Here is a 19202-nt window from a genome sequence, read left to right as displayed (position 1 = left end):
ACATACTCCACTAGTTATCGTTGATTTTGTCCAACAACTTGTCAGCATAATCGCCGCGTAAAAAATCGGTACTCAATCCAGCTTGTCGCAGCTTCAATTCCAGTAATGACAATCGACGGCTAACCTCTTGATATTGCGGATCATCGTGACGGATACCTTTGAGAATATCCAGAAGCTGAATTGCTTCTCTCCGTTGCTCAAGTTCTGGCGGTAAGCAACCGGCATTCTTCAGCAAGCGATACCCCGCACGTAATTCCGGTGGCACGTGAGAATCATCATCCAGTATCAATGGTTCGCCGCTACCTGCCAGGTTATCAAACTCACCTTTCGCTTGCGCTTCTGCTATATGGCGCTCTGCCCACTGGTCAAGTAACCACATAAATACTCCAGGGGATGAACAAAAAGAGTACAGCTATTGTAGATAAGTGGGGATACTACGGGTATAAAAAAACCCGCCGGGGCGGGTTTTTTTACGTTGCTTCAGATTACTCTGCAGCAGCTTCTGCTTTCTCTGAACGATCAACCAGCTCGATGTAAGCCATCGGCGCGTTGTCGCCTGCACGGAAGCCACACTTCAGAATACGAGTGTAACCACCGGCACGGCTCGCGAAACGCGGGCCCAGTTCGTTAAACAGTTTTGCCACGATCTCGTTATCACGAGTACGGGCGAATGCCAGACGACGATTAGCAACGCTATCAGTCTTGGCAAGAGTAATCAGCGGCTCAACTACGCGGCGCAGCTCTTTCGCTTTAGGCAGAGTCGTCTTGATGATTTCATGACGAACCAGTGAACCTGCCATATTGCGGAACATAGCCTGGCGATGGCTGCTGTTGCGGTTCAGTTGACGACCACTCTTACGATGGCGCATGACCTTATCCTTCTCAGTAAAACCTTAACCTGTGATCCGGTTACTCGTCAGCGATGCTTGCCGGTGGCCAGTTTTCCAGGCGCATGCCCAGAGACAGTCCACGGGAAGCCAGCACGTCTTTAATCTCAGTAAGAGATTTTTTACCAAGGTTAGGCGTTTTAAGGAGCTCAACCTCGGTACGCTGTACCAGATCACCGATATAGTGGATAGCTTCTGCTTTAAGGCAGTTAGCAGAGCGGACAGTCAATTCCAGATCGTCAACAGGGCGCAGCAGGATCGGATCGAACTCTGGTTTCTCTTCTTTCACTTCAGGCTGACGTACATCACGTAAGTCAACGAAAGCTTCCAGTTGTTCAGCCAGAATGGTTGCCGCACGACGAATCGCCTCTTCAGGATCGATTGTGCCGTTGGTTTCCATTTCGATGACCAGCTTGTCCAGGTCGGTACGCTGTTCTACACGCGCTGCTTCAACATTGTAGGCAATACGCTCCACAGGGCTGTAGCATGCGTCGACCAGCAGACGGCCGATTGGGCGCTCATCTTCTTCCGAATGAATTCGGGTAGAAGCCGGCACATAACCACGACCGCGCTGAACTTTGATACGCATGCTAATAGACGCGTTCTCATCGGTCAGGTGGCAGATCACGTGCTGCGGCTTGACGATTTCGACATCACCGTCGTGGGTGATATCGGCTGCAGTCACAGGGCCAATGCCAGATTTATTCAAGGTAAGAATAACTTCATCTTTGCCCTGAACTCTCACCGCCAGCCCTTTCAGGTTGAGCAGGATTTCCAGGATATCTTCCTGAACGCCTTCTTTGGTGCTGTACTCATGTAGTACACCATCAATCTCAACCTCGGTCACCGCGCAACCCGGCATCGATGAGAGCAGAATACGGCGCAGTGCGTTACCCAGAGTATGGCCAAAGCCACGCTCTAAAGGCTCAAGGGTCACCTTGGCGTGCGTCGAACTCACTTGCTCGATATCAACCAGGCGCGGTTTTAGAAACTCTGTCACAGAACCCTGCATTGTGTCCTCTCTTTGGTACTAAGCTTTACTTGGAGTAAAGCTCGACGATCAGGTGTTCGTTAATGTCCGCAGACAGATCAGAACGCTCCGGCTTACGCTTAAACGTACCTTCCATCTTGCCAGCATCAACTTCCAGCCAGGTTGGCTTTTCACGCTGCTCAGCCAGCTCCAGAGCGGCTTTCACGCGAGACTGCTTCTTCGCTTTCTCACGAATGCTTACAACGTCATTCGGACTAACCTGATAAGAAGCGATGTTAACAACACGACCGTTTACCATAATTGCTTTATGGCTAACCAGCTGACGTGCTTCTGCACGAGTGGCACCGAAGCCCATACGGTATACAACGTTGTCCAGACGACCTTCCAGCAGAGCCAACAGGTTTTCACCGGTGTTGCCTTTCAGACGTGCTGCTTCTTTGTAGTAGTTACGGAACTGACGCTCCAGCACACCATAGATACGGCGAACTTTTTGCTTTTCACGCAACTGCACACCATAGTCAGACAGACGCGGTTTACGCGCACCGTGCTGGCCAGGAGCTTGTTCAATTTTACACTTGGTATCGATCGCGCGAACGCCAGACTTAAGGAATAAGTCGGTGCCCTCACGACGGCTCAGCTTGAGCTTAGGACCCAAATATCTTGCCATTTTCTTTCTCCAACAAACCTGGAAAACGAGGCGTTATACGCGACGTTTTTTCGGCGGACGACAACCGTTATGAGGGATCGGAGTCACATCAGTAATGTTAGTGATGCGGAAACCTGCGGCGTTCAGAGCACGAATAGTAGATTCGCGGCCTGGACCCGGACCTTTAACCATAACTTCCAGATTCTTGATGCCGTATTCTTTCACGGCGTCAGCGCAACGCTCTGCTGCAACCTGAGCTGCAAACGGAGTGGATTTGCGAGAACCACGGAAACCGGAACCACCGGCTGTTGCCCAACCCAACGCGTTACCCTGACGATCAGTGATAGTCACGATGGTGTTGTTGAAAGAAGCATGGATATGAGCCACGCCGTCAGAGACTTGTTTTCTTACACGTTTACGTGCACGAATTGGTGCCTTTGCCATTATTCAATCACCCCGATTATTTCTTGATCGGTTTGCGCGGACCCTTACGGGTACGTGCGTTGGTCTTGGTACGCTGACCGCGAACCGGGAGACCACGACGATGACGCAAACCGCGATAGCAACCAAGATCCATCAGGCGCTTGATGCTCATGCTGATTTCACGGCGCAGATCACCTTCAACGACAAATTTGGCAACTTCGTCACGCAGCGTGTCGATTTGTCCTTCAGACAGCTCACTGATCTTAACATCTTCAGCGATACCCGCTGCAGCCAGGATGGCTTTAGAACGGGTCTTGCCGACGCCATAAATCGAAGTTAATGCGATTACGGCATGCTTATGATCAGGAATGTTAATGCCTGCTATACGGGCCACTATGCACTCCTACTATTTAATATGTACGTTCCATGCTGAAAAGCCCGTTTTCAGGATACTCAAATGGAAACGCACAGACATACAAAAGATTGGCTGGCTAATCTAGCCAGCTCAACCCAACTTTGCAAGAAAAATATGCGAAAAAATCAGCCTTGGCGCTGTTTATGCTTCGGCTCGGCACTGCAAATCACACGGATGACACCATCACGCTTAACGATTTTGCAGTTACGGCATAATTTCTTGACGGAAGCACGAACTTTCATTTTTACTCTCCGTAACTTCTCGGGCGACCAATTATCGGCCGTAGCCTTTCAGGTTCGCCTTCTTCAATGCAGACTCATACTGACTGGACATCATCAGAGTTTGCACTTGAGCCATAAAGTCCATAATCACGACAACAACGATAAGCAGTGAGGTCCCACCGAAGTAGAACGGTACTTTCATTGCATCACGCATGAACTCCGGGATCAGGCAGATAAAGGTAATATACAGCGCACCAACCAGGGTCAGGCGGGTCATTACTTTATCGATATACTTCGCCGTTTGCTCTCCCGGACGAATTCCTGGTACAAATGCACCGGACTTCTTCAGGTTATCTGCTGTTTCACGCGGGTTGAAAACCAACGCCGTGTAGAAGAAACAGAAGAAGATGATTGCAGACGCATAGAGTAACACATAAAGCGGTTGCCCAGGCTGCAAATACAGCGAAATTGTTGTCAGCCAGTTCCAACCAGTACCGCCCCCGAACCATGACGCGATGGTCGCCGGGAACAGAATAATACTGGAAGCGAAGATTGCCGGGATTACCCCCGCCATATTCACTTTCAGCGGTAAATGTGTGCTCTGTGCAGCATAGACACGACGACCTTGCTGACGTTTCGCGTAGTTTACCACAATGCGGCGTTGACCACGCTCAACAAATACAACAAAGAACGTCACTGCAAATACTAATACTGCAACCAACAGCAACACGAGGAAGTGCAGGTCGCCTTGACGCGCTTGCTCGATAGTATGGGCAATGGCTGGCGGGAGTCCCGCGACAATACCGGCGAAGATAATGATTGAAATACCGTTGCCGATACCTCGTTCAGTAATCTGTTCGCCCAACCACATCAGGAACATGGTTCCTGTGACCAGACTTACAACAGCGGTGAAGTAGAATGCAAAGCCCGGGTTAATCACCAGGCCTTGCATACCAGGCATATTCGGCAGACCGGTAGCAATACCGATCGACTGGAATATTGCCAGCACCAGAGTACCGTAGCGGGTGTACTGGCTGATCTTACGACGACCAGACTCCCCTTCTTTCTTAATTTCTGCCAACGTTGGGTGAACCACCGTCAGCAGCTGGATAATGATCGACGCCGAAATATACGGCATGATCCCCAGAGCAAAGATAGAAGCACGGCTGAGAGCACCACCAGAGAACATGTTAAACATCTCAATGATGGTGCCTCGCTGTTGCTCAAGCAGTTTGGCAAGTACAGCGGCATCAATACCAGGGATCGGAATAAAAGAGCCAATACGGAACACAATCAGCGCACCGATAACAAACAGCAGTCTGCGTTTCAGCTCGCCTAAGCCACCTTTGGCACTTTGAAAATCTAATCCCGGTTGTTTAGCCATCTGCTACTTATTCCTCGATTTTACCGCCAGCAGCTTCGATAGCAGCACGAGCGCCTTTAGTAACACGCAGGCCACGAACAGTTACCGGAGTCGTTACTTCGCCAGCCAGGATCACTTTCGCGAACTCGATCTGGATACCGATAATGTTAGCCGCTTTCAGCGTGTTCAGGTCTACTACACCGCCTTCTACTTTAGCCAGGTCAGACAGACGAATTTCGGCTGTAATCGCTGCTTTACGAGAAGTGAAGCCGAATTTCGGCAGACGACGGTACAGAGGCATCTGACCACCCTCGAAACCGCGACGTACGCCACCGCCAGAACGAGACTTCTGACCTTTGTGACCACGACCACCGGTTTTACCGAGGCCAGAACCGATACCACGACCCAGGCGTTTACCCGCCTTTTTGGAGCCTTCGGCCGGAGACAGAGTATTTAAACGCATCTCTTACTCCTCAACTTTAACCATGAAGGAAACCGCGTTGATCATACCGCGAATAGCAGGAGTATCCTCGCGCTCTACGGTGTGACCAATACGACGCAGACCCAGGCCAAGCAGCGTTGCCTTGTGTTTCGGCAGACGACCGATTGCACTGCGGGTTTGAGTAATTTTAATAGTCTTTGCCATGGTTTATTTCCCCAGAATTTCTTCAACGGATTTACCACGCTTGGCAGCGACCATTTCTGGAGAATTCATATTTTCCAGGCCATCAATAGTTGCACGAACCACGTTGATCGGGTTGGTGGAACCATAGGCTTTAGCCAGAACGTTATGAACCCCAGCGACTTCCAGAACGGCGCGCATTGCACCACCGGCGATGATACCGGTACCTTCGGAAGCCGGCTGCATGAATACGCGAGAACCCGTGTGAACACCTTTAACAGGGTGTTGCAGAGTGCCGTTATTCAGCGCGACGTTAATCATATTGCGACGGGCTTTTTCCATCGCTTTCTGGATCGCTGCTGGAACTTCACGCGCTTTACCGTAACCAAAACCAACGCGACCGTTACCATCGCCAACTACAGTCAGAGCTGTGAAGGAGAAAATACGACCACCTTTAACGGTTTTAGATACGCGGTTTACCGCGATCAGCTTTTCCTGCAGTTCGCCAGCTTGTTTTTCGATGTGAGCCATCTTACACCTCTACCTTAGAACTGAAGGCCAGCTTCACGGGCAGCATCTGCCAGTGCCTGGACACGACCATGATATTGGAACCCGGAACGGTCAAAGGATACATCTTTGATGCCTTTTTCCAGAGCGCGTTCAGCGACAGCTTTACCCACAGCTGCAGCCGCGTCTTTGTTACCGGTGTACTTCAGTTGTTCAGCGATAGCTTTTTCTACAGTAGAAGCAGCTACCAGAACTTCAGAACCGTTCGGTGCAATTACCTGTGCGTAAATGTGACGCGGGGTACGATGTACCACCAGGCGAGTTGCGCCCAGCTCCTGGAGCTTGCGGCGTGCGCGGGTCGCACGACGGATACGAGCAGATTTCTTATCCATAGTGTTACCTTACTTCTTCTTAGCCTCTTTGGTACGCACGACTTCGTCGGCGTAACGAACACCCTTGCCTTTATAAGGCTCAGGACGACGGTAGGCGCGCAGATCCGCTGCAACCTGGCCGATCACCTGCTTATCAGCGCCTTTCAGCACGATTTCAGTCTGAGTCGGACATTCAGCAGTGATACCCGCAGGCAGCTGATGGTCAACAGGATGAGAGAAACCCAGAGACAGGTTAATCACATTGCCTTTAACCGCTGCACGGTAACCTACACCAACCAGCTGCAGCTTCTTAGTGAAGCCTTCGGTAACACCGATAACCATTGAGTTCAGCAGGGCACGCGCGGTACCAGCCTGTGCCCAACCGTCTGCGTAACCATCACGCGGACCGAAGGTCAGGGTATTATCTGCATGTTTAACTTCAACAGCATCGTTGAGAGTACGAGTCAGCTCGCCGTTTTTACCTTTGATCGTAATAACCTGACCGTTGATTTTTACGTCAACGCCGGCAGGAACAACGACCGGTGCTTTAGCAACACGAGACATTTTTTCCTCCGATTAGGCTACGTAGCAGATAATTTCGCCACCAAGACCAGCCTGGCGCGCTGCACGATCAGTCATAACACCTTTAGAGGTAGAAACAACTGCGATACCCAGACCCGCCATAACTTTCGGCAGCTCATCTTTACGTTTATAGATGCGCAGACCTGGGCGGCTGACACGCTGAATGCTTTCTACAACAGCTTTGCCCTGGAAATACTTCAGAGTAAGTTCCAGTTCAGGCTTGGTGTCGCCTTCAACTTTAAAATCTTCAATAAAACCTTCTTCCTTCAGCACGTTGGCGATTGCCACTTTCAGCTTGGAGGAAGGCATGGTGACCGCAGCTTTGTTCGCGGCCTGACCGTTACGGATACGGGTCAGCATATCCGCGATCGGATCTTGCATGCTCATCTGTCTTTACTCCCGTGATTCAATTGGTGACAATTACCAGCTAGCCTTTTTCAGACCCGGGATTTCACCGCGCATAGCGGCTTCACGGACCTTAATACGGCTCAACCCGAACTTCCGCAGGAAACCATGCGGACGACCTGTTTGACGGCAGCGGTTACGCTGACGAGACGGGCTGGAATCACGCGGCAGAGTCTGCAGCTTGAGAACAGCGTTCCAACGATCTTCGTCGGAAGCGTTCACATCAGAGATGATCGCTTTCAGTTCAGCGCGTTTCGCGAAGTATTTATCAGCTAAAGCTACGCGTTTTACTTCGCGTGCTTTCATTGATTGCTTAGCCATTTAGTAACCCTACCTTACTTGCGGAACGGGAAGTCAAAGGCAGCCAGCAGAGCGCGGCCTTCTTCGTCAGATTTCGCAGTAGTGGTAATGGTAATATCCAAACCACGAACGCGGTCGACTTTATCGTAGTCGATTTCTGGGAAGATGATCTGCTCACGGACACCCATGCTGTAGTTACCACGACCGTCGAAAGACTTAGCGGACAGGCCACGGAAGTCACGGATACGAGGTACAGCAATAGTGATCAGGCGCTCAAAGAACTCCCACATGCGTTCGCCACGCAGAGTTACTTTACAGCCGATCGGATAGCCCTGACGGATTTTGAAGCCTGCAACAGATTTGCGTGCTTTGGTGATCAGCGGTTTTTGACCGGAGATTGCTGCCAGGTCTGCTGCTGCGTTATCCAGCAGTTTTTTGTCAGCGATCGCTTCACCAACACCCATGTTCAGGGTGATCTTCTCGACCCGAGGGACTTGCATGACAGAATTGTAGTTAAACTCAGTCATGAGTTTTTTAACTACTTCGTCTTTGTAGTAATCATGCAGTTTCGCCATCGTACTACTCCAAATTACTTGATAGTTTCGCTGTTAGACTTGAAGAAACGGACTTTTTTACCGTCTTCGAATCTAAAGCCTACACGGTCAGCCTTGCCGGTTGCCGCATTGAAGATTGCTACGTTGGAAACCTGAATAGCGGCTTCTTTTTCAACGATGCCACCCGGTTGGTTCAGGGCCGGAACCGGCTTCTGATGTTTCTTAACCAGGTTGATACCTTCAACAATGACCTTGCCGGAAGACAGGACATTCTTAACTTTACCGCGTTTACCTTTATCTTTACCGGTTAACACGATAACTTCGTCATCACGACGGATTTTCGCTGCCATGATTCGCTCCTTAGAGTACTTCTGGTGCCAGAGAGATAATTTTCATGAACTTCTCACTACGAAGCTCACGAGTTACCGGCCCAAAAATACGCGTACCGATAGGCTGCTCGCTGTTGTTGTTCAGAAGAACACAAGCATTACCATCGAAGCGAATGACAGAACCGTCCGGGCGACGAACACCCTTCTTGGTGCGCACCACTACCGCCTTCAGCACATCACCTTTTTTGACCTTACCACGCGGAATTGCTTCTTTGATGGTGATCTTGATGATGTCGCCTACGCCTGCGTAGCGACGGTGCGAGCCACCCAGAACCTTGATACACATTACGCGACGTGCACCGGAGTTGTCGGCGACGTTCAGCATAGTCTGTTCTTGGATCATTTTAGTGCTCCGCTAATGTCAACTACTACTGAGACCCGAAAATCAGGTCGTTAAAAATCCCCATATCGAGGGCGCGGCATTATAACACCGCTTCAAGGATATGGGTAGAAAAAATAAACGGCTCATTTCTGAGCCGTTTATTCGTATTGAGAGAGTGTACTGTATTACAGAACCGCTTTCTCTACAACGCGAACCAGCGTCCAGGATTTAGTCTTGGACAGCGGACGGCATTCGCGGATTTCAACCACGTCACCGATACCGCATTCGTTGTTCTCGTCATGTACGTGCAGTTTGGTCGTACGCTTGATGAATTTACCGTAGATCGGGTGTTTCACAAAACGTTCGATAGCAACAACAATGGATTTCTCCATTTTGTCGCTAACAACGCGACCTTGCAGAGTACGGATTTTATCGGTCATTACGCACCCGCCTTCTCGTTCAGTAAAGTCTTAACGCGTGCGACATCGCGACGCACTTGCTTCAACAGGTGAGACTGTTGCAGCTGGCCACTTGCAGCCTGCATACGCAGGTTGAACTGCTCACGCAGCAGGTTCAGCAGCTCGGTGTTCAGCTCTTCAACGCTCTTCTCACGCAGCTCTTTTGCTTTCATTACATCACCGTCTTAGTTACAAAGGTGGTTTTAATCGGCAGTTTCGCTGCTGCCAGCTTGAATGCTTCACGGGCCAGCTCTTCCGGAACACCGTCCATTTCATACAGGACTTTACCCGGCTGAATCAAGGCAACCCAATACTCCACGTTACCTTTACCTTTACCCATACGCACTGCCAGCGGCTTTTCAGTGATCGGTTTGTCCGGGAACACACGGATCCAGATCTTACCTTGACGCTTAACTGCACGGGTCATAGCACGACGTGCTGCTTCGATCTGACGGGCAGTCAGACGACCACGGCCAACAGCTTTCAGACCGAAGCTGCCGAAGCTAACATCCGTACCCTGCGCCAGACCGCGGTTACGGCCTTTGTGCATTTTACGGAATTTTGTACGCTTTGGTTGTAACATCAGCGACGCTCCTTATTTACGGCCTTTACGCTGCTGCTTTTTAGGCTGAGCAGCCGGTTTTTCCGGTTGTTCAACAGCAGCCATACCACCCAGGATCTCGCCTTTGAAGATCCACACTTTAACGCCGATTACACCGTAAGTGGTGTGCGCTTCAGAGGTGTTGTAGTCGATGTCAGCACGCAGAGTGTGCAGCGGTACGCGACCTTCGCGGTACCATTCGGTACGTGCGATTTCCGCGCCGCCCAGACGGCCGCTAACTTCAACTTTAATACCTTTAGCGCCCAGACGCATTGCGTTCTGTACAGCACGCTTCATAGCACGACGGAACATAACGCGACGTTCCAGCTGAGAAGTGATGCTGTCAGCAACCAGTTTTGCGTCCAGTTCAGGCTTACGAACTTCGGCGATGTTGATCTGTGCAGGAACGCCAGCGATGTCCGCTACGACCTTACGCAGTTTTTCTACGTCTTCACCTTTTTTACCGATAACGATACCCGGGCGAGCAGTGTGAATGGTTACACGGATGCTCTTAGCCGGACGCTCGATAACGATACGAGATACGGACGCTTTAGCCAGTTCCTTAGTCAGGTACTGACGTACTTTAAAATCGCTGTCCAGGTTGTCAGCGAATTCTTTGGTGTTCGCAAACCAGGTAGAGTTCCATGGTTTTACAATACCCAGGCGAATACCATTAGGATGTACTTTCTGACCCATTGCTAGTCTCCAGAGTCTCAGCGATCGGACACAACCACAGTGATGTGGCTGGTGCGCTTCAGGATGCGATCTGCACGACCTTTTGCACGCGGCATAATGCGCTTCATGCTCGGGCCTTCGTCTACGAAAATTTTCGTAACTTTCAGATCGTCAATGTCAGCGCCATCGTTGTGTTCAGCGTTAGCAATGGCAGATTCCAGAACTTTCTTGACCAGTACAGCCGCTTTCTTGTTGGTGTAGGTCAAAATATCCAGAGCCTGCGACACTTTCTTACCGCGAATCAGGTCAGCAACAAGGCGAACCTTCTGAGCAGAAGAACGAGCATGGCGATGTTTAGCGATAGTTTCCATCTCTTCCTCCTACCTTATTTCTTCTTCGCTTTTTTATCAGCAGCGTGGCCGCGATAAGTACGAGTCGGTGCGAATTCACCCAGTTTGTGACCAACCATTTCGTCGGTTACAAATACCGGAACGTGCTGACGACCATTATGGACAGCGATGGTCAAACCGATCATGTTAGGAAAGATCGTTGAACGACGGGACCAAGTGCGCAGGGGCTTCTTGTCTCCGCTTTCCACCGCTTTCTCTACCTTCTTCAGCAAGTGCAGGTCAATAAAAGGACCTTTCTTGAGAGAACGTGGCATGGCTTATCCTCTAAAATTATTTGCTACGGCGACGTACGATGAATTTATCAGTACGCTTGTTGCTGCGGGTCTTCTTACCTTTGGTCTGAACGCCCCACGGAGTTACCGGGTGCTTACCAAAGTTACGACCTTCACCACCACCATGTGGGTGGTCTACCGGGTTCATCGCGGTACCGCGAACGGTCGGACGAACACCACGCCAGCGTGCAGCACCTGCTTTACCCAGAACGCGCAGCATATGCTCAGCATTGCCAACTTCGCCCAGAGTTGCACGGCAGTCTGCTTCTACTTTACGCATTTCACCAGAACGCAGACGCAGGGTGACATAAGCACCATCACGAGCAACGATCTGAACGTAAGTACCAGCGGAACGTGCCAGCTGACCGCCTTTACCTGGTTTCATTTCTACGTTATGAACAGTAGAACCAACCGGGATGTTGCGCATCGGCAGGGTGTTACCTGGTTTGATTGCAGCATCAACGCCAGACTGAATCTGGTCGCCAGCTTTCAGGCCTTTAGGGGCCAGGATGTAACGGCGTTCACCGTCTTTGTACAGAACCAGCGCGATGTTCGCGGAACGGTTCGGATCGTACTCAAGACGTTCAACAACTGCCGGGATACCGTCTTTGTTGCGTTTGAAGTCAACAATACGGTAAGCCTGCTTGTGGCCACCACCGATATGACGAGTGGTGATACGGCCATTGTTGTTACGACCACCGGATTTGCTGTTTTTTTCCAGCAACGGAGCAAAAGGTTTGCCCTTGTGCAGCTCAGGGTTAACCACTTTAACTACGTGGCGACGACCCGGAGATGTCGGTTTACATTTAACAACTGCCATTGTATTACTCCTCCGACTTACTCAGCGCCGCCAACGAAGTCCAGATTCTGGCCTTCTTTCAGGGTGACGTAAGCTTTTTTCCAGTCGCTACGACGACCGATACGCTGTCCGTGACGTTTAACTTTCCCTTTAACTACCAGGGTGTTAACGACTTCGACTTCGACTTCAAACAGTTTCTGCACAGCAGCTTTGATTTCTGCTTTGGTCGCGTCTTTAGCAACTTTGAGTACGATGGTGTTGGATTTTTCCATCGCAGTAGACGCTTTTTCAGAAACGTGCGGTGCACGCAGCACCTTCAGCAGACGTTCTTCACGAATCATGCCAGCATCTCCTCAACTTGCTTAACAGCATCAGCAGTCATTACGACTTTGTCGAAGGCGATCAGGCTAACCGGGTCGATACCAGTTGCATCGCGTACGTCAACCTTGTGCAGGTTGCGCGCAGCCAGGAACAGGTTTTCGTCCAGCTCACCGGTGATGATCAGCACATCTTCCAGAGCCATGTCTTTCAGTTTCTGTGCCAGCAGCTTAGTTTTCGGCGCTTCTACAGAGAACTTCTCGACAACGATCAGACGATCCTGACGTACCAGTTCGGACAGGATGCTTTTCAGCGCGCCGCGGTACATCTTCTTGTTAACTTTTTGACTGTGGTCCTGCGGACGAGCAGCAAAGGTCACGCCACCAGAACGCCAGATCGGGCTCTTGATAGAACCAGAACGCGCACGGCCGGTGCCTTTCTGGCGCCACGGTTTTTTACCGGAACCAGTTACTTCAGCACGAGTCTTCTGAGCACGAGTACCCTGACGAGCACCAGCTGCATAAGCAACAACAACCTGGTGAACCAGCGCTTCGTTGAAATCACGACCGAAGGTAGTTTCGGAAACAGTCAGCGCGCTCTGCGCGTCTTTCAATACTAATTCCATTGCTATCTCCTTACGCCTTCACAGCTGGTTTAACGATCAGGTCGCTACCGGTTGCACCCGGGACAGCACCTTTAACCAGCAGCAGGTTGCGCTCAGCGTCAACGCGTACTACGTCAAGGCTCTGAACGGTTACACGTTCGTTACCCATCTGACCTGCCATTTTCTTGCCTTTGAACACTTTGCCCGGAGTCTGGTTCTGACCGATAGAACCCGGAACGCGGTGAGACAAGGAGTTACCGTGAGTAGCGTCCTGGGTACGGAAGTTCCAGCGCTTAACGGTACCTGCGAAACCTTTACCTTTAGAGGTGCCAGTTACGTCAACTTTTTTAACGTCAGCAAACAGTTCAACGCTAATGCTCTGACCTACAGTGAACTCTTCGCCTTCAGCCAGGCGGAATTCCCACAGACCACGGCCAGCTTCTACGCCAGCTTTAGCGAAGTGGCCAGCTTCAGGCTTGGTCACACGGTTAGCTTTTTTAGCACCGGTGGTCACCTGAATAGCACGGTAGCCATCGTTAGCCAGGTCTTTAACCTGAGTAACGCGGTTTGCTTCAACTTCGATTACGGTTACTGGGATAGAAACGCCGTCTTCTGTGAAGATACGGGTCATACCCACTTTTTTACCGACTAAACCAATCATTGTTTCAACCTCTCAATCGCTCAATGACCTGATTAACCCAGGCTGATCTGCACGTCTACACCGGCAGCCAGATCCAGACGCATCAGAGCATCAACGGTTTTCTCGGTTGGCTCAACGATGTCAACCAGACGCAAGTGAGTACGGATTTCGTACTGATCGCGCGCGTCTTTGTTGACGTGCGGGGAGATCAGAACAGTGAAGCGCTCTTTGCGTGTCGGCAGCGGGATCGGACCACGGACCTGCGCACCAGTGCGCTTGGCAGTCTCGACGATTTCCGCGGTTGCTTGATCGATCAGACGATGATCAAACGCTTTCAGGCGGATACGGATTCTTTGGTTCTGCATGAGACCAGAGCTCCAATTATTTTATAAACGAAAATGATTACTCCTCAGACCCATTACGATTGATGGGAGAGTGTAACCGTTCTTACGTAGCTCCCCGATTGGGAGCATTGTTAGGTAGCCAAATTCGGCTAACTGAGGTTCAGATTGAACCTGCTGTCAACTACGACAAGCCCGCGCATTATACATACTTAACCACCGAACGCAAGCGTATTGCTAGTAAAGTAAACAGCCTTCGGGTTATCTCTCAAGTTCGTTCAGTGCATTTTTGACACGCTCTCTTAAACCGGCTTTCTCTTCGCTTTCTTCCACAGTATTTTCTTCGTCTTCAGAAGAAGAGGGGGCATTCTCAACCGCGACGCCTGGGTCATCTTCCTCCTCGACGGATTCGACGACGGGGAGTGGCTGTTTTTTGAAGAAATAGTGTTGTGTTGATTGTTTAAAAGCGGGCGTTTCAGCCTCTACAGTGACTTCGGCTTTTACTATCCAAAGCACCCATAGCTGCCTGGCATACCCACCAACCAGCACCATTCCTGCAAACCACAGGCAAATCAGTAATAAACAAATTACATATATTATGGTGCTGTGTTTTTGTCGGGAGAAGATACCAGGGTGACCTGTTTCTTTCTGCTCACGCGCGGCGATATAGAATTCAAACATGTCATTTCCCCTTCACTGTTGTTTCCGGGGAAATATTTGCTTCATCCCGATATAAGTAGGCACTCTCCCCTGCCACCTGCCAGAGATGTACTAACGTTGAAAAGCCAACAACACCGTCAGTTTTCAAGTGGTGGCTTTTTTGAAATTGCTTTATTTTTTCTACCAACAAGGGACGCCACTCCGCCAAAGGTTCTGTCGAAATATGCAATGCGCGGTTTAACATCGTTTCCAGCCAGAGAATCTCTTCCTCGCTGCTATCACGCGTAATGGTACTCTCCCCTTCCGGCGACATTTTCCACAACAGAAGATAATCACCCGTCCATACCGACTCAAACCATTTATGTGTCAGCGTCCACGTTTGCTGACCTACGAGGACATCAACGCTAGCCTCACCGACGCGAACGACCACAACAGGCAATTTTTTGTCCCCGACTTTAAGCGATGCGATCCAGGGCAAATTCTGATCTACCAATGTTTGTAAAGAAGCATTCCCACTTTTACATGCCAGCCCCGCTCTTACTGCCTGATCGCACCAGGCCGAATCAGCTGGGACCTCGTACCCCCATACGCCGTATAACACGCTTAGCGCCTCACTATCGCGCATCACCACATGAGCAATATCCTTAGTCATATCTTGTTTAACTACTGGCGTTACGGGTATCAGCCACGCAGGAACGGGTAACGTAGCTGTAAAAGAGGACAGCAGTAGCCAACCACAGGTAAGAGCGATAATGGTTCCACTCATCACCACGGCAAGCTGCATTTTCCGGGGGCGGTTATCACCCAATATGCGGTAAATCATTCGCCATTGTTTTGCTGTGAAAACGCTGGTCTGCTCGGCTTGCTGTAATAAGCGAATTGTTTCGCCGGCAAGCGCCAGCTTTCTGCGATCGCCCCGACATAATAAAGCTATCCGTTTCAGAACTCTGGCGGTTAAAAGGAGATCGGGTTGGTCAATATTCTGACCTTCAAGGATGCTTGCCTTAAGTTCGTGCTCCGTCAGACGTCCTATCGAGACAAGTTCAATGCCCTGTTTTTTAAAATCACGTTCGACTTTTCGATCGGGTCTGCCGATCAGCAAAAATTGACCGTCAGGAATAAGAGATATTGCGCGTTGGAGATCATCAAGTATGCGGCGGTGATTCAGGTGAGCATTTTCAATAATAATAAGAGGGCAGCGACTATCAGTTCGATGAAGCGCATGCAGTAATTGCCCCGCCATCTCATCTCGCGTCCAGGCGCTGTCACGGCAGCCCTGTTCAGCCGCGTTATCGTCGGTAACGATCCATGCGGCCTTACCTTGCCAGGAAACAACGAGGCTTAAAGTAATCACACGGCGATGTTTATCTTTTTGCAGTTGCTGCGCCAGCCAGGTTTTTCCACTTCCAGCCTCACCCAACAAATAGCACAGACGCCAGGTTTGACGTTTCTCACACAACCAGGAAAGAATAACTTCTCTTCTCGTAGACATAGAACTTCCTGTTTTAATTATTGATTATCCTTAATCATAAAAATAATGTATGTATTTATTAATTAAATACATATTACTAATATAAATAAATTTTGCTTGATTCATGCAAGCGGCATTAATACTATTTATACTAACGTCAATATACAACCCACCCAATCTATTTTATTAGAACATACATCGTGCCCACACTACGTTTCCCCTTCCATCTGGCGAATCATAATAAAGATGCTGCCATCAATATATTGATTATATTTATAAGCATAGGGTCGATTATTTTTAATGTGAATTATTTCCATACAACTATAGTTAAAAATGGACAGATCATTAATCAACCAACAAACGCATTTCAGTCTGATTTCAGCCTTGCCGCTTTATGGCGTAACGAAAATCATGCTGGGGTAAAAGATGCAAATCCCGTGGCAGTTAATCAGGAAACACCTAAGCTCTCTATAGCGCTTAATGGCATTGTACTCACATCGAATGATGAGACTTCTTTTGTCTTAATTAATGAGGGGAGCGAACAAAAGCGATACTCCCTCAACGAAGCCCTTGAGTCAGCGCCGGGAACGTTTATTAGAAAAATAAATAAAACCAGCGTTGTGTTTGAAACTCACGGGCATTACGAAAAAGTAACTCTCCATCCAGGGCTACCTGACATCATCAAGCAGCCTGATTCAGAAAGTCAAAATGTACTCGCTGATTATATTATCGCCACGCCTATACGTGATGGAGAACAGATATACGGGCTTCGATTGAACCCTCGTAAGGGCCTCAATGCATTTACCACCAGCTTGCTACAACCAGGGGATATCGCCCTCAGGATCAATAATCTTTCGCTGACCCACCCTGATGAGGTTTCACAGGCATTAAGTTTACTGCTAACTCAACAAAGTGCTCAGTTTACAATTCGTCGCAACGGCGTACCCCGCTTGATAAATGTTTCCGTCGGGGAACTTACAGGAATGAATGGACTGCGTCATGAAAGGACTCAATAAAATCACCTGCTGCTTGCTGGCAGCACTACTCATGCCTTGTGCAGGACACGCTGAGAACGAACAATACGGCGCGAACTTCAATAACGCCGATATCCGCCAGTTCGTGGAAATAGTGGGTCAGCATCTTGGCAAAACGATCCTGATCGACCCTTCGGTACAGGGAACCATTTCCGTACGCAGTAATGATACGTTTAGCCAACAGGAGTACTACCAGTTCTTTTTAAGTATTCTTGATCTTTACGGTTATTCCGTGATCACGCTGGACAATGGTTTTCTGAAAGTGGTTCGCTCAGCTAATGTAAAAACATCGCCAGGGATGATTGCTGACAGTTCTCGTCCAGGCGTAGGTGATGAGTTGGTCACCCGAATTGTACCGCTTGAGAACGTTCCTGCTCGTGACCTGGCCCCCCTGCTCCGCCAGATGATGGATGCGGGTAGCGTCGGTAATGTTGTGCATTATGAACCCTCCAACGTTCTTATTCTGACCGGTCGTGCCTCCACCATTAATAAACTGATTGAAGTCATAAAGCGCGTTGATGTCATCGGCACAGAGAAGCAGCAAATTATTCATCTGGAATATGCGTCAGCGGAAGATCTCGCCGAGATTCTTAATCAATTAATCAGCGAAAGCCACGGTAAAAGCCAGATGCCAGCCCTCCTCTCCGCGAAGATTGTGGCGGATAAGCGAACCAACTCTCTTATCATCAGTGGACCGGAAAAAGCACGCCAGCGCATCACTTCATTACTGAAAAGCCTTGATGTCGAAGAGAGCGAGGAAGGAAATACCCGGGTTTATTACCTGAAATATGCTAAAGCCACGAATCTGGTGGAAGTGCTAACCGGTGTTTCCGAAAAGCTGAAAGATGAAAAAGGGAATGCGCGTAAGCCCTCCTCTTCTGGCGCGATGGATAACGTCGCCATTACCGCCGATGAACAGACTAACTCTCTGGTCATTACCGCTGACCAGTCCGTCCAGGAAAAACTCGCCACGGTAATTGCGCGTCTGGACATTCGCCGTGCACAGGTGCTGGTTGAGGCAATCATCGTTGAAGTTCAGGATGGAAATGGACTAAACCTCGGCGTGCAATGGGCGAATAAAAACGTTGGCGCACAGCAATTTACCAATACCGGATTACCGATTTTTAACGCTGCGCAAGGTGTGGCTGATTATAAAAAGAATGGTGGGATCACCAGCGCGAATCCTGCCTGGGATATGTTTAGCGCCTACAATGGCATGGCCGCAGGCTTCTTCAATGGCGACTGGGGAGTACTGCTTACCGCGCTGGCCAGTAACAATAAAAATGACATCCTCGCCACCCCAAGCATCGTAACGCTGGATAATAAACTCGCGTCCTTCAACGTGGGGCAGGATGTGCCGGTGCTATCCGGGTCACAGACCACTTCAGGGGATAACGTCTTTAATACCGTCGAACGCAAAACGGTGGGGACAAAACTCAAAGTTACTCCGCAGGTCAATGAAGGCGACGCGGTGTTGCTCGAAATAGAGCAGGAAGTCTCCAGCGTTGACTCTTCCTCTAACTCGACGCTCGGCCCGACGTTTAATACCCGTACTATTCAAAACGCCGTGCTGGTCAAAACCGGTGAAACGGTGGTCCTGGGCGGATTGCTGGATGATTTTTCTAAAGAGCAAGTGTCAAAGGTTCCTCTGCTTGGCGATATTCCTTTAGTGGGGCAACTCTTCCGCTATACCTCCACCGAGCGCGCTAAACGCAACCTGATGGTATTTATCCGTCCGACGATTATCCGTGACGATGATGTTTATCGCTCACTGTCAAAAGAGAAATACACCCGTTACCGTCAGGAGCAACAACAGCGGATCGACGGGAAATCAAAAGCGCTGGTTGGCTCGGAAGATTTGCCGGTGCTGGATGAAAACACGTTCAACAGTCACGCCCCTGCGCCATCGTCACGGTGAGGC

General features: G+C 49.8%; 33 protein-coding genes. 2 read left to right on the top strand and 31 right to left on the bottom strand.

Annotated features, from left to right (window positions below):
* Positions 1-10: 10 nt before the first annotated feature.
* From ACU8XX_RS02160 to gspA, 31 genes are all read right to left on the bottom strand, one after another.
* Positions 11-379, bottom strand: coding sequence for a DnaJ family domain-containing protein (locus tag ACU8XX_RS02160; protein ID WP_000266486.1), 369 nt, complete (start codon positions 377-379; stop codon positions 11-13).
* 106 nt (positions 380-485) lie between these two features.
* Positions 486-869 (bottom strand): 50S ribosomal protein L17, encoded by a 384-nt coding sequence (gene rplQ, locus ACU8XX_RS02155; RefSeq protein WP_001216368.1) that lies wholly within the window; start codon positions 867-869, stop codon positions 486-488.
* 40 nt (positions 870-909) lie between these two features.
* Positions 910-1899 (bottom strand): DNA-directed RNA polymerase subunit alpha, encoded by a 990-nt coding sequence (locus ACU8XX_RS02150; RefSeq protein ID WP_001162094.1) that lies wholly within the window; start codon positions 1897-1899, stop codon positions 910-912.
* Positions 1900-1924: 25 nt separating this feature from the next.
* Complete coding sequence (rpsD, locus tag ACU8XX_RS02145) at positions 1925-2545, bottom strand: 30S ribosomal protein S4 (protein ID WP_000135224.1); 621 nt, start codon at positions 2543-2545, stop codon at positions 1925-1927.
* Between the two features lie 33 nt (positions 2546-2578).
* On the bottom strand, positions 2579-2968 hold the full coding sequence (rpsK, locus tag ACU8XX_RS02140; protein ID WP_001029684.1) for a 30S ribosomal protein S11: 390 nt from the start codon (positions 2966-2968) through the stop codon (positions 2579-2581).
* Positions 2969-2984: 16 nt separating this feature from the next.
* Positions 2985-3341 (bottom strand): 30S ribosomal protein S13, encoded by a 357-nt coding sequence (gene rpsM / locus ACU8XX_RS02135; protein ID WP_000090775.1) that lies wholly within the window; start codon positions 3339-3341, stop codon positions 2985-2987.
* A gap of 146 nt (positions 3342-3487) precedes the next feature.
* Complete coding sequence (rpmJ, locus tag ACU8XX_RS02130; RefSeq protein ID WP_000868187.1) at positions 3488-3604, bottom strand: 50S ribosomal protein L36; 117 nt, start codon at positions 3602-3604, stop codon at positions 3488-3490.
* A 31-nt stretch (positions 3605-3635) separates the two neighbouring features.
* On the bottom strand, positions 3636-4967 hold the full coding sequence (gene secY / locus ACU8XX_RS02125; protein WP_001118861.1) for a preprotein translocase subunit SecY: 1332 nt from the start codon (positions 4965-4967) through the stop codon (positions 3636-3638).
* Between the two features lie 7 nt (positions 4968-4974).
* Positions 4975-5409, bottom strand: a complete 435-nt coding sequence (rplO, locus tag ACU8XX_RS02120) for a 50S ribosomal protein L15 (protein ID WP_001238914.1) — start codon at positions 5407-5409, stop codon at positions 4975-4977.
* Between the two features lie 3 nt (positions 5410-5412).
* Complete coding sequence (gene rpmD, locus ACU8XX_RS02115) at positions 5413-5592, bottom strand: 50S ribosomal protein L30 (protein WP_001140433.1); 180 nt, start codon at positions 5590-5592, stop codon at positions 5413-5415.
* Between the two features lie 3 nt (positions 5593-5595).
* Complete coding sequence (rpsE, locus tag ACU8XX_RS02110; protein ID WP_000940121.1) at positions 5596-6099, bottom strand: 30S ribosomal protein S5; 504 nt, start codon at positions 6097-6099, stop codon at positions 5596-5598.
* 14 nt (positions 6100-6113) lie between these two features.
* Positions 6114-6467 carry a 50S ribosomal protein L18 gene (rplR, locus tag ACU8XX_RS02105; RefSeq protein ID WP_000358960.1) on the bottom strand — a complete coding sequence of 118 codons (354 nt, stop codon included), beginning with the start codon at positions 6465-6467 and terminating at the stop codon, positions 6114-6116.
* 9 nt (positions 6468-6476) lie between these two features.
* Positions 6477-7010, bottom strand: coding sequence for a 50S ribosomal protein L6 (gene rplF / locus ACU8XX_RS02100; RefSeq protein ID WP_000091945.1), 534 nt, complete (start codon positions 7008-7010; stop codon positions 6477-6479).
* Positions 7011-7022: 12 nt separating this feature from the next.
* Complete coding sequence (rpsH, locus tag ACU8XX_RS02095; RefSeq protein ID WP_000062611.1) at positions 7023-7415, bottom strand: 30S ribosomal protein S8; 393 nt, start codon at positions 7413-7415, stop codon at positions 7023-7025.
* A gap of 33 nt (positions 7416-7448) precedes the next feature.
* Complete coding sequence (gene rpsN, locus ACU8XX_RS02090) at positions 7449-7754, bottom strand: 30S ribosomal protein S14 (RefSeq protein WP_001118930.1); 306 nt, start codon at positions 7752-7754, stop codon at positions 7449-7451.
* A gap of 14 nt (positions 7755-7768) precedes the next feature.
* Positions 7769-8308 (bottom strand): 50S ribosomal protein L5, encoded by a 540-nt coding sequence (rplE, locus tag ACU8XX_RS02085; protein WP_001096200.1) that lies wholly within the window; start codon positions 8306-8308, stop codon positions 7769-7771.
* A 14-nt stretch (positions 8309-8322) separates the two neighbouring features.
* Entirely contained in the window at positions 8323-8637 is a 315-nt protein-coding gene (gene rplX / locus ACU8XX_RS02080; protein WP_000729185.1) for a 50S ribosomal protein L24, read from the bottom strand.
* Between the two features lie 10 nt (positions 8638-8647).
* Positions 8648-9019, bottom strand: coding sequence for a 50S ribosomal protein L14 (rplN, locus tag ACU8XX_RS02075; RefSeq protein WP_000613955.1), 372 nt, complete (start codon positions 9017-9019; stop codon positions 8648-8650).
* 164 nt (positions 9020-9183) lie between these two features.
* Positions 9184-9438 carry a 30S ribosomal protein S17 gene (gene rpsQ, locus ACU8XX_RS02070; RefSeq protein ID WP_000130100.1) on the bottom strand — a complete coding sequence of 85 codons (255 nt, stop codon included), beginning with the start codon at positions 9436-9438 and terminating at the stop codon, positions 9184-9186.
* A complete protein-coding gene (rpmC, locus tag ACU8XX_RS02065) occupies positions 9438-9629 on the bottom strand; it encodes a 50S ribosomal protein L29 (RefSeq protein WP_000644741.1) in 192 nt (63 codons plus the stop codon). Before rpmC ends, rpsQ begins: the two co-directional genes overlap by 1 nt.
* Positions 9629-10039, bottom strand: a complete 411-nt coding sequence (gene rplP / locus ACU8XX_RS02060) for a 50S ribosomal protein L16 (protein WP_000941212.1) — start codon at positions 10037-10039, stop codon at positions 9629-9631. Before rplP ends, rpmC begins: the two co-directional genes overlap by 1 nt.
* Positions 10040-10051: 12 nt before the next feature.
* Positions 10052-10753: a 30S ribosomal protein S3 gene (gene rpsC, locus ACU8XX_RS02055; protein WP_000529945.1), complete on the bottom strand. Its 702-nt coding sequence runs from the start codon at positions 10751-10753 to the stop codon at positions 10052-10054.
* A 17-nt stretch (positions 10754-10770) separates the two neighbouring features.
* Positions 10771-11103: a 50S ribosomal protein L22 gene (rplV, locus tag ACU8XX_RS02050; RefSeq protein ID WP_000447529.1), complete on the bottom strand. Its 333-nt coding sequence runs from the start codon at positions 11101-11103 to the stop codon at positions 10771-10773.
* A gap of 14 nt (positions 11104-11117) precedes the next feature.
* Entirely contained in the window at positions 11118-11396 is a 279-nt protein-coding gene (gene rpsS, locus ACU8XX_RS02045; RefSeq protein ID WP_001138117.1) for a 30S ribosomal protein S19, read from the bottom strand.
* 16 nt (positions 11397-11412) lie between these two features.
* Complete coding sequence (gene rplB, locus ACU8XX_RS02040) at positions 11413-12234, bottom strand: 50S ribosomal protein L2 (protein WP_000301864.1); 822 nt, start codon at positions 12232-12234, stop codon at positions 11413-11415.
* A 17-nt stretch (positions 12235-12251) separates the two neighbouring features.
* On the bottom strand, positions 12252-12554 hold the full coding sequence (gene rplW, locus ACU8XX_RS02035) for a 50S ribosomal protein L23 (RefSeq protein WP_000617544.1): 303 nt from the start codon (positions 12552-12554) through the stop codon (positions 12252-12254).
* Positions 12551-13156, bottom strand: coding sequence for a 50S ribosomal protein L4 (gene rplD / locus ACU8XX_RS02030; protein WP_000424395.1), 606 nt, complete (start codon positions 13154-13156; stop codon positions 12551-12553). Before rplD ends, rplW begins: the two co-directional genes overlap by 4 nt.
* 10 nt (positions 13157-13166) lie before the next feature.
* The gene (rplC, locus tag ACU8XX_RS02025; protein WP_000579833.1) at positions 13167-13796 is read right to left on the bottom strand and encodes a 50S ribosomal protein L3; all 630 of its coding nucleotides are present in this window, start codon (positions 13794-13796) and stop codon (positions 13167-13169) included.
* 32 nt (positions 13797-13828) lie between these two features.
* Positions 13829-14140 carry a 30S ribosomal protein S10 gene (rpsJ, locus tag ACU8XX_RS02020; RefSeq protein ID WP_001181004.1) on the bottom strand — a complete coding sequence of 104 codons (312 nt, stop codon included), beginning with the start codon at positions 14138-14140 and terminating at the stop codon, positions 13829-13831.
* 237 nt (positions 14141-14377) lie between these two features.
* Positions 14378-14797 (bottom strand): putative general secretion pathway protein GspB, encoded by a 420-nt coding sequence (gene gspB / locus ACU8XX_RS02015; RefSeq protein ID WP_000461450.1) that lies wholly within the window; start codon positions 14795-14797, stop codon positions 14378-14380.
* A 1-nt stretch (position 14798) separates the two neighbouring features.
* Entirely contained in the window at positions 14799-16268 is a 1470-nt protein-coding gene (gene gspA, locus ACU8XX_RS02010; RefSeq protein ID WP_240765348.1) for a type II secretion system protein GspA, read from the bottom strand.
* A gap of 179 nt (positions 16269-16447) precedes the next feature.
* On the opposite strand from gspA, the gene gspC reads away from it, so the two are divergent.
* Together gspC and gspD are read left to right on the top strand one after the other, a co-directional pair.
* The gene (gspC, locus tag ACU8XX_RS02005; protein WP_001142708.1) at positions 16448-17263 is read left to right on the top strand and encodes a type II secretion system protein GspC; all 816 of its coding nucleotides are present in this window, start codon (positions 16448-16450) and stop codon (positions 17261-17263) included.
* On the top strand, positions 17247-19199 hold the full coding sequence (gene gspD, locus ACU8XX_RS02000; protein WP_001326512.1) for a type II secretion system secretin GspD: 1953 nt from the start codon (positions 17247-17249) through the stop codon (positions 19197-19199). Before gspC ends, gspD begins: the two co-directional genes overlap by 17 nt.
* Positions 19200-19202 lie beyond the last annotated feature (3 nt).

Source organism: Escherichia sp. MAL-1, assembly GCF_052948035.1.
Note: the sequence above shows the minus strand (reverse complement) of the source record. Positions and strands in the feature narration are given on the sequence as shown.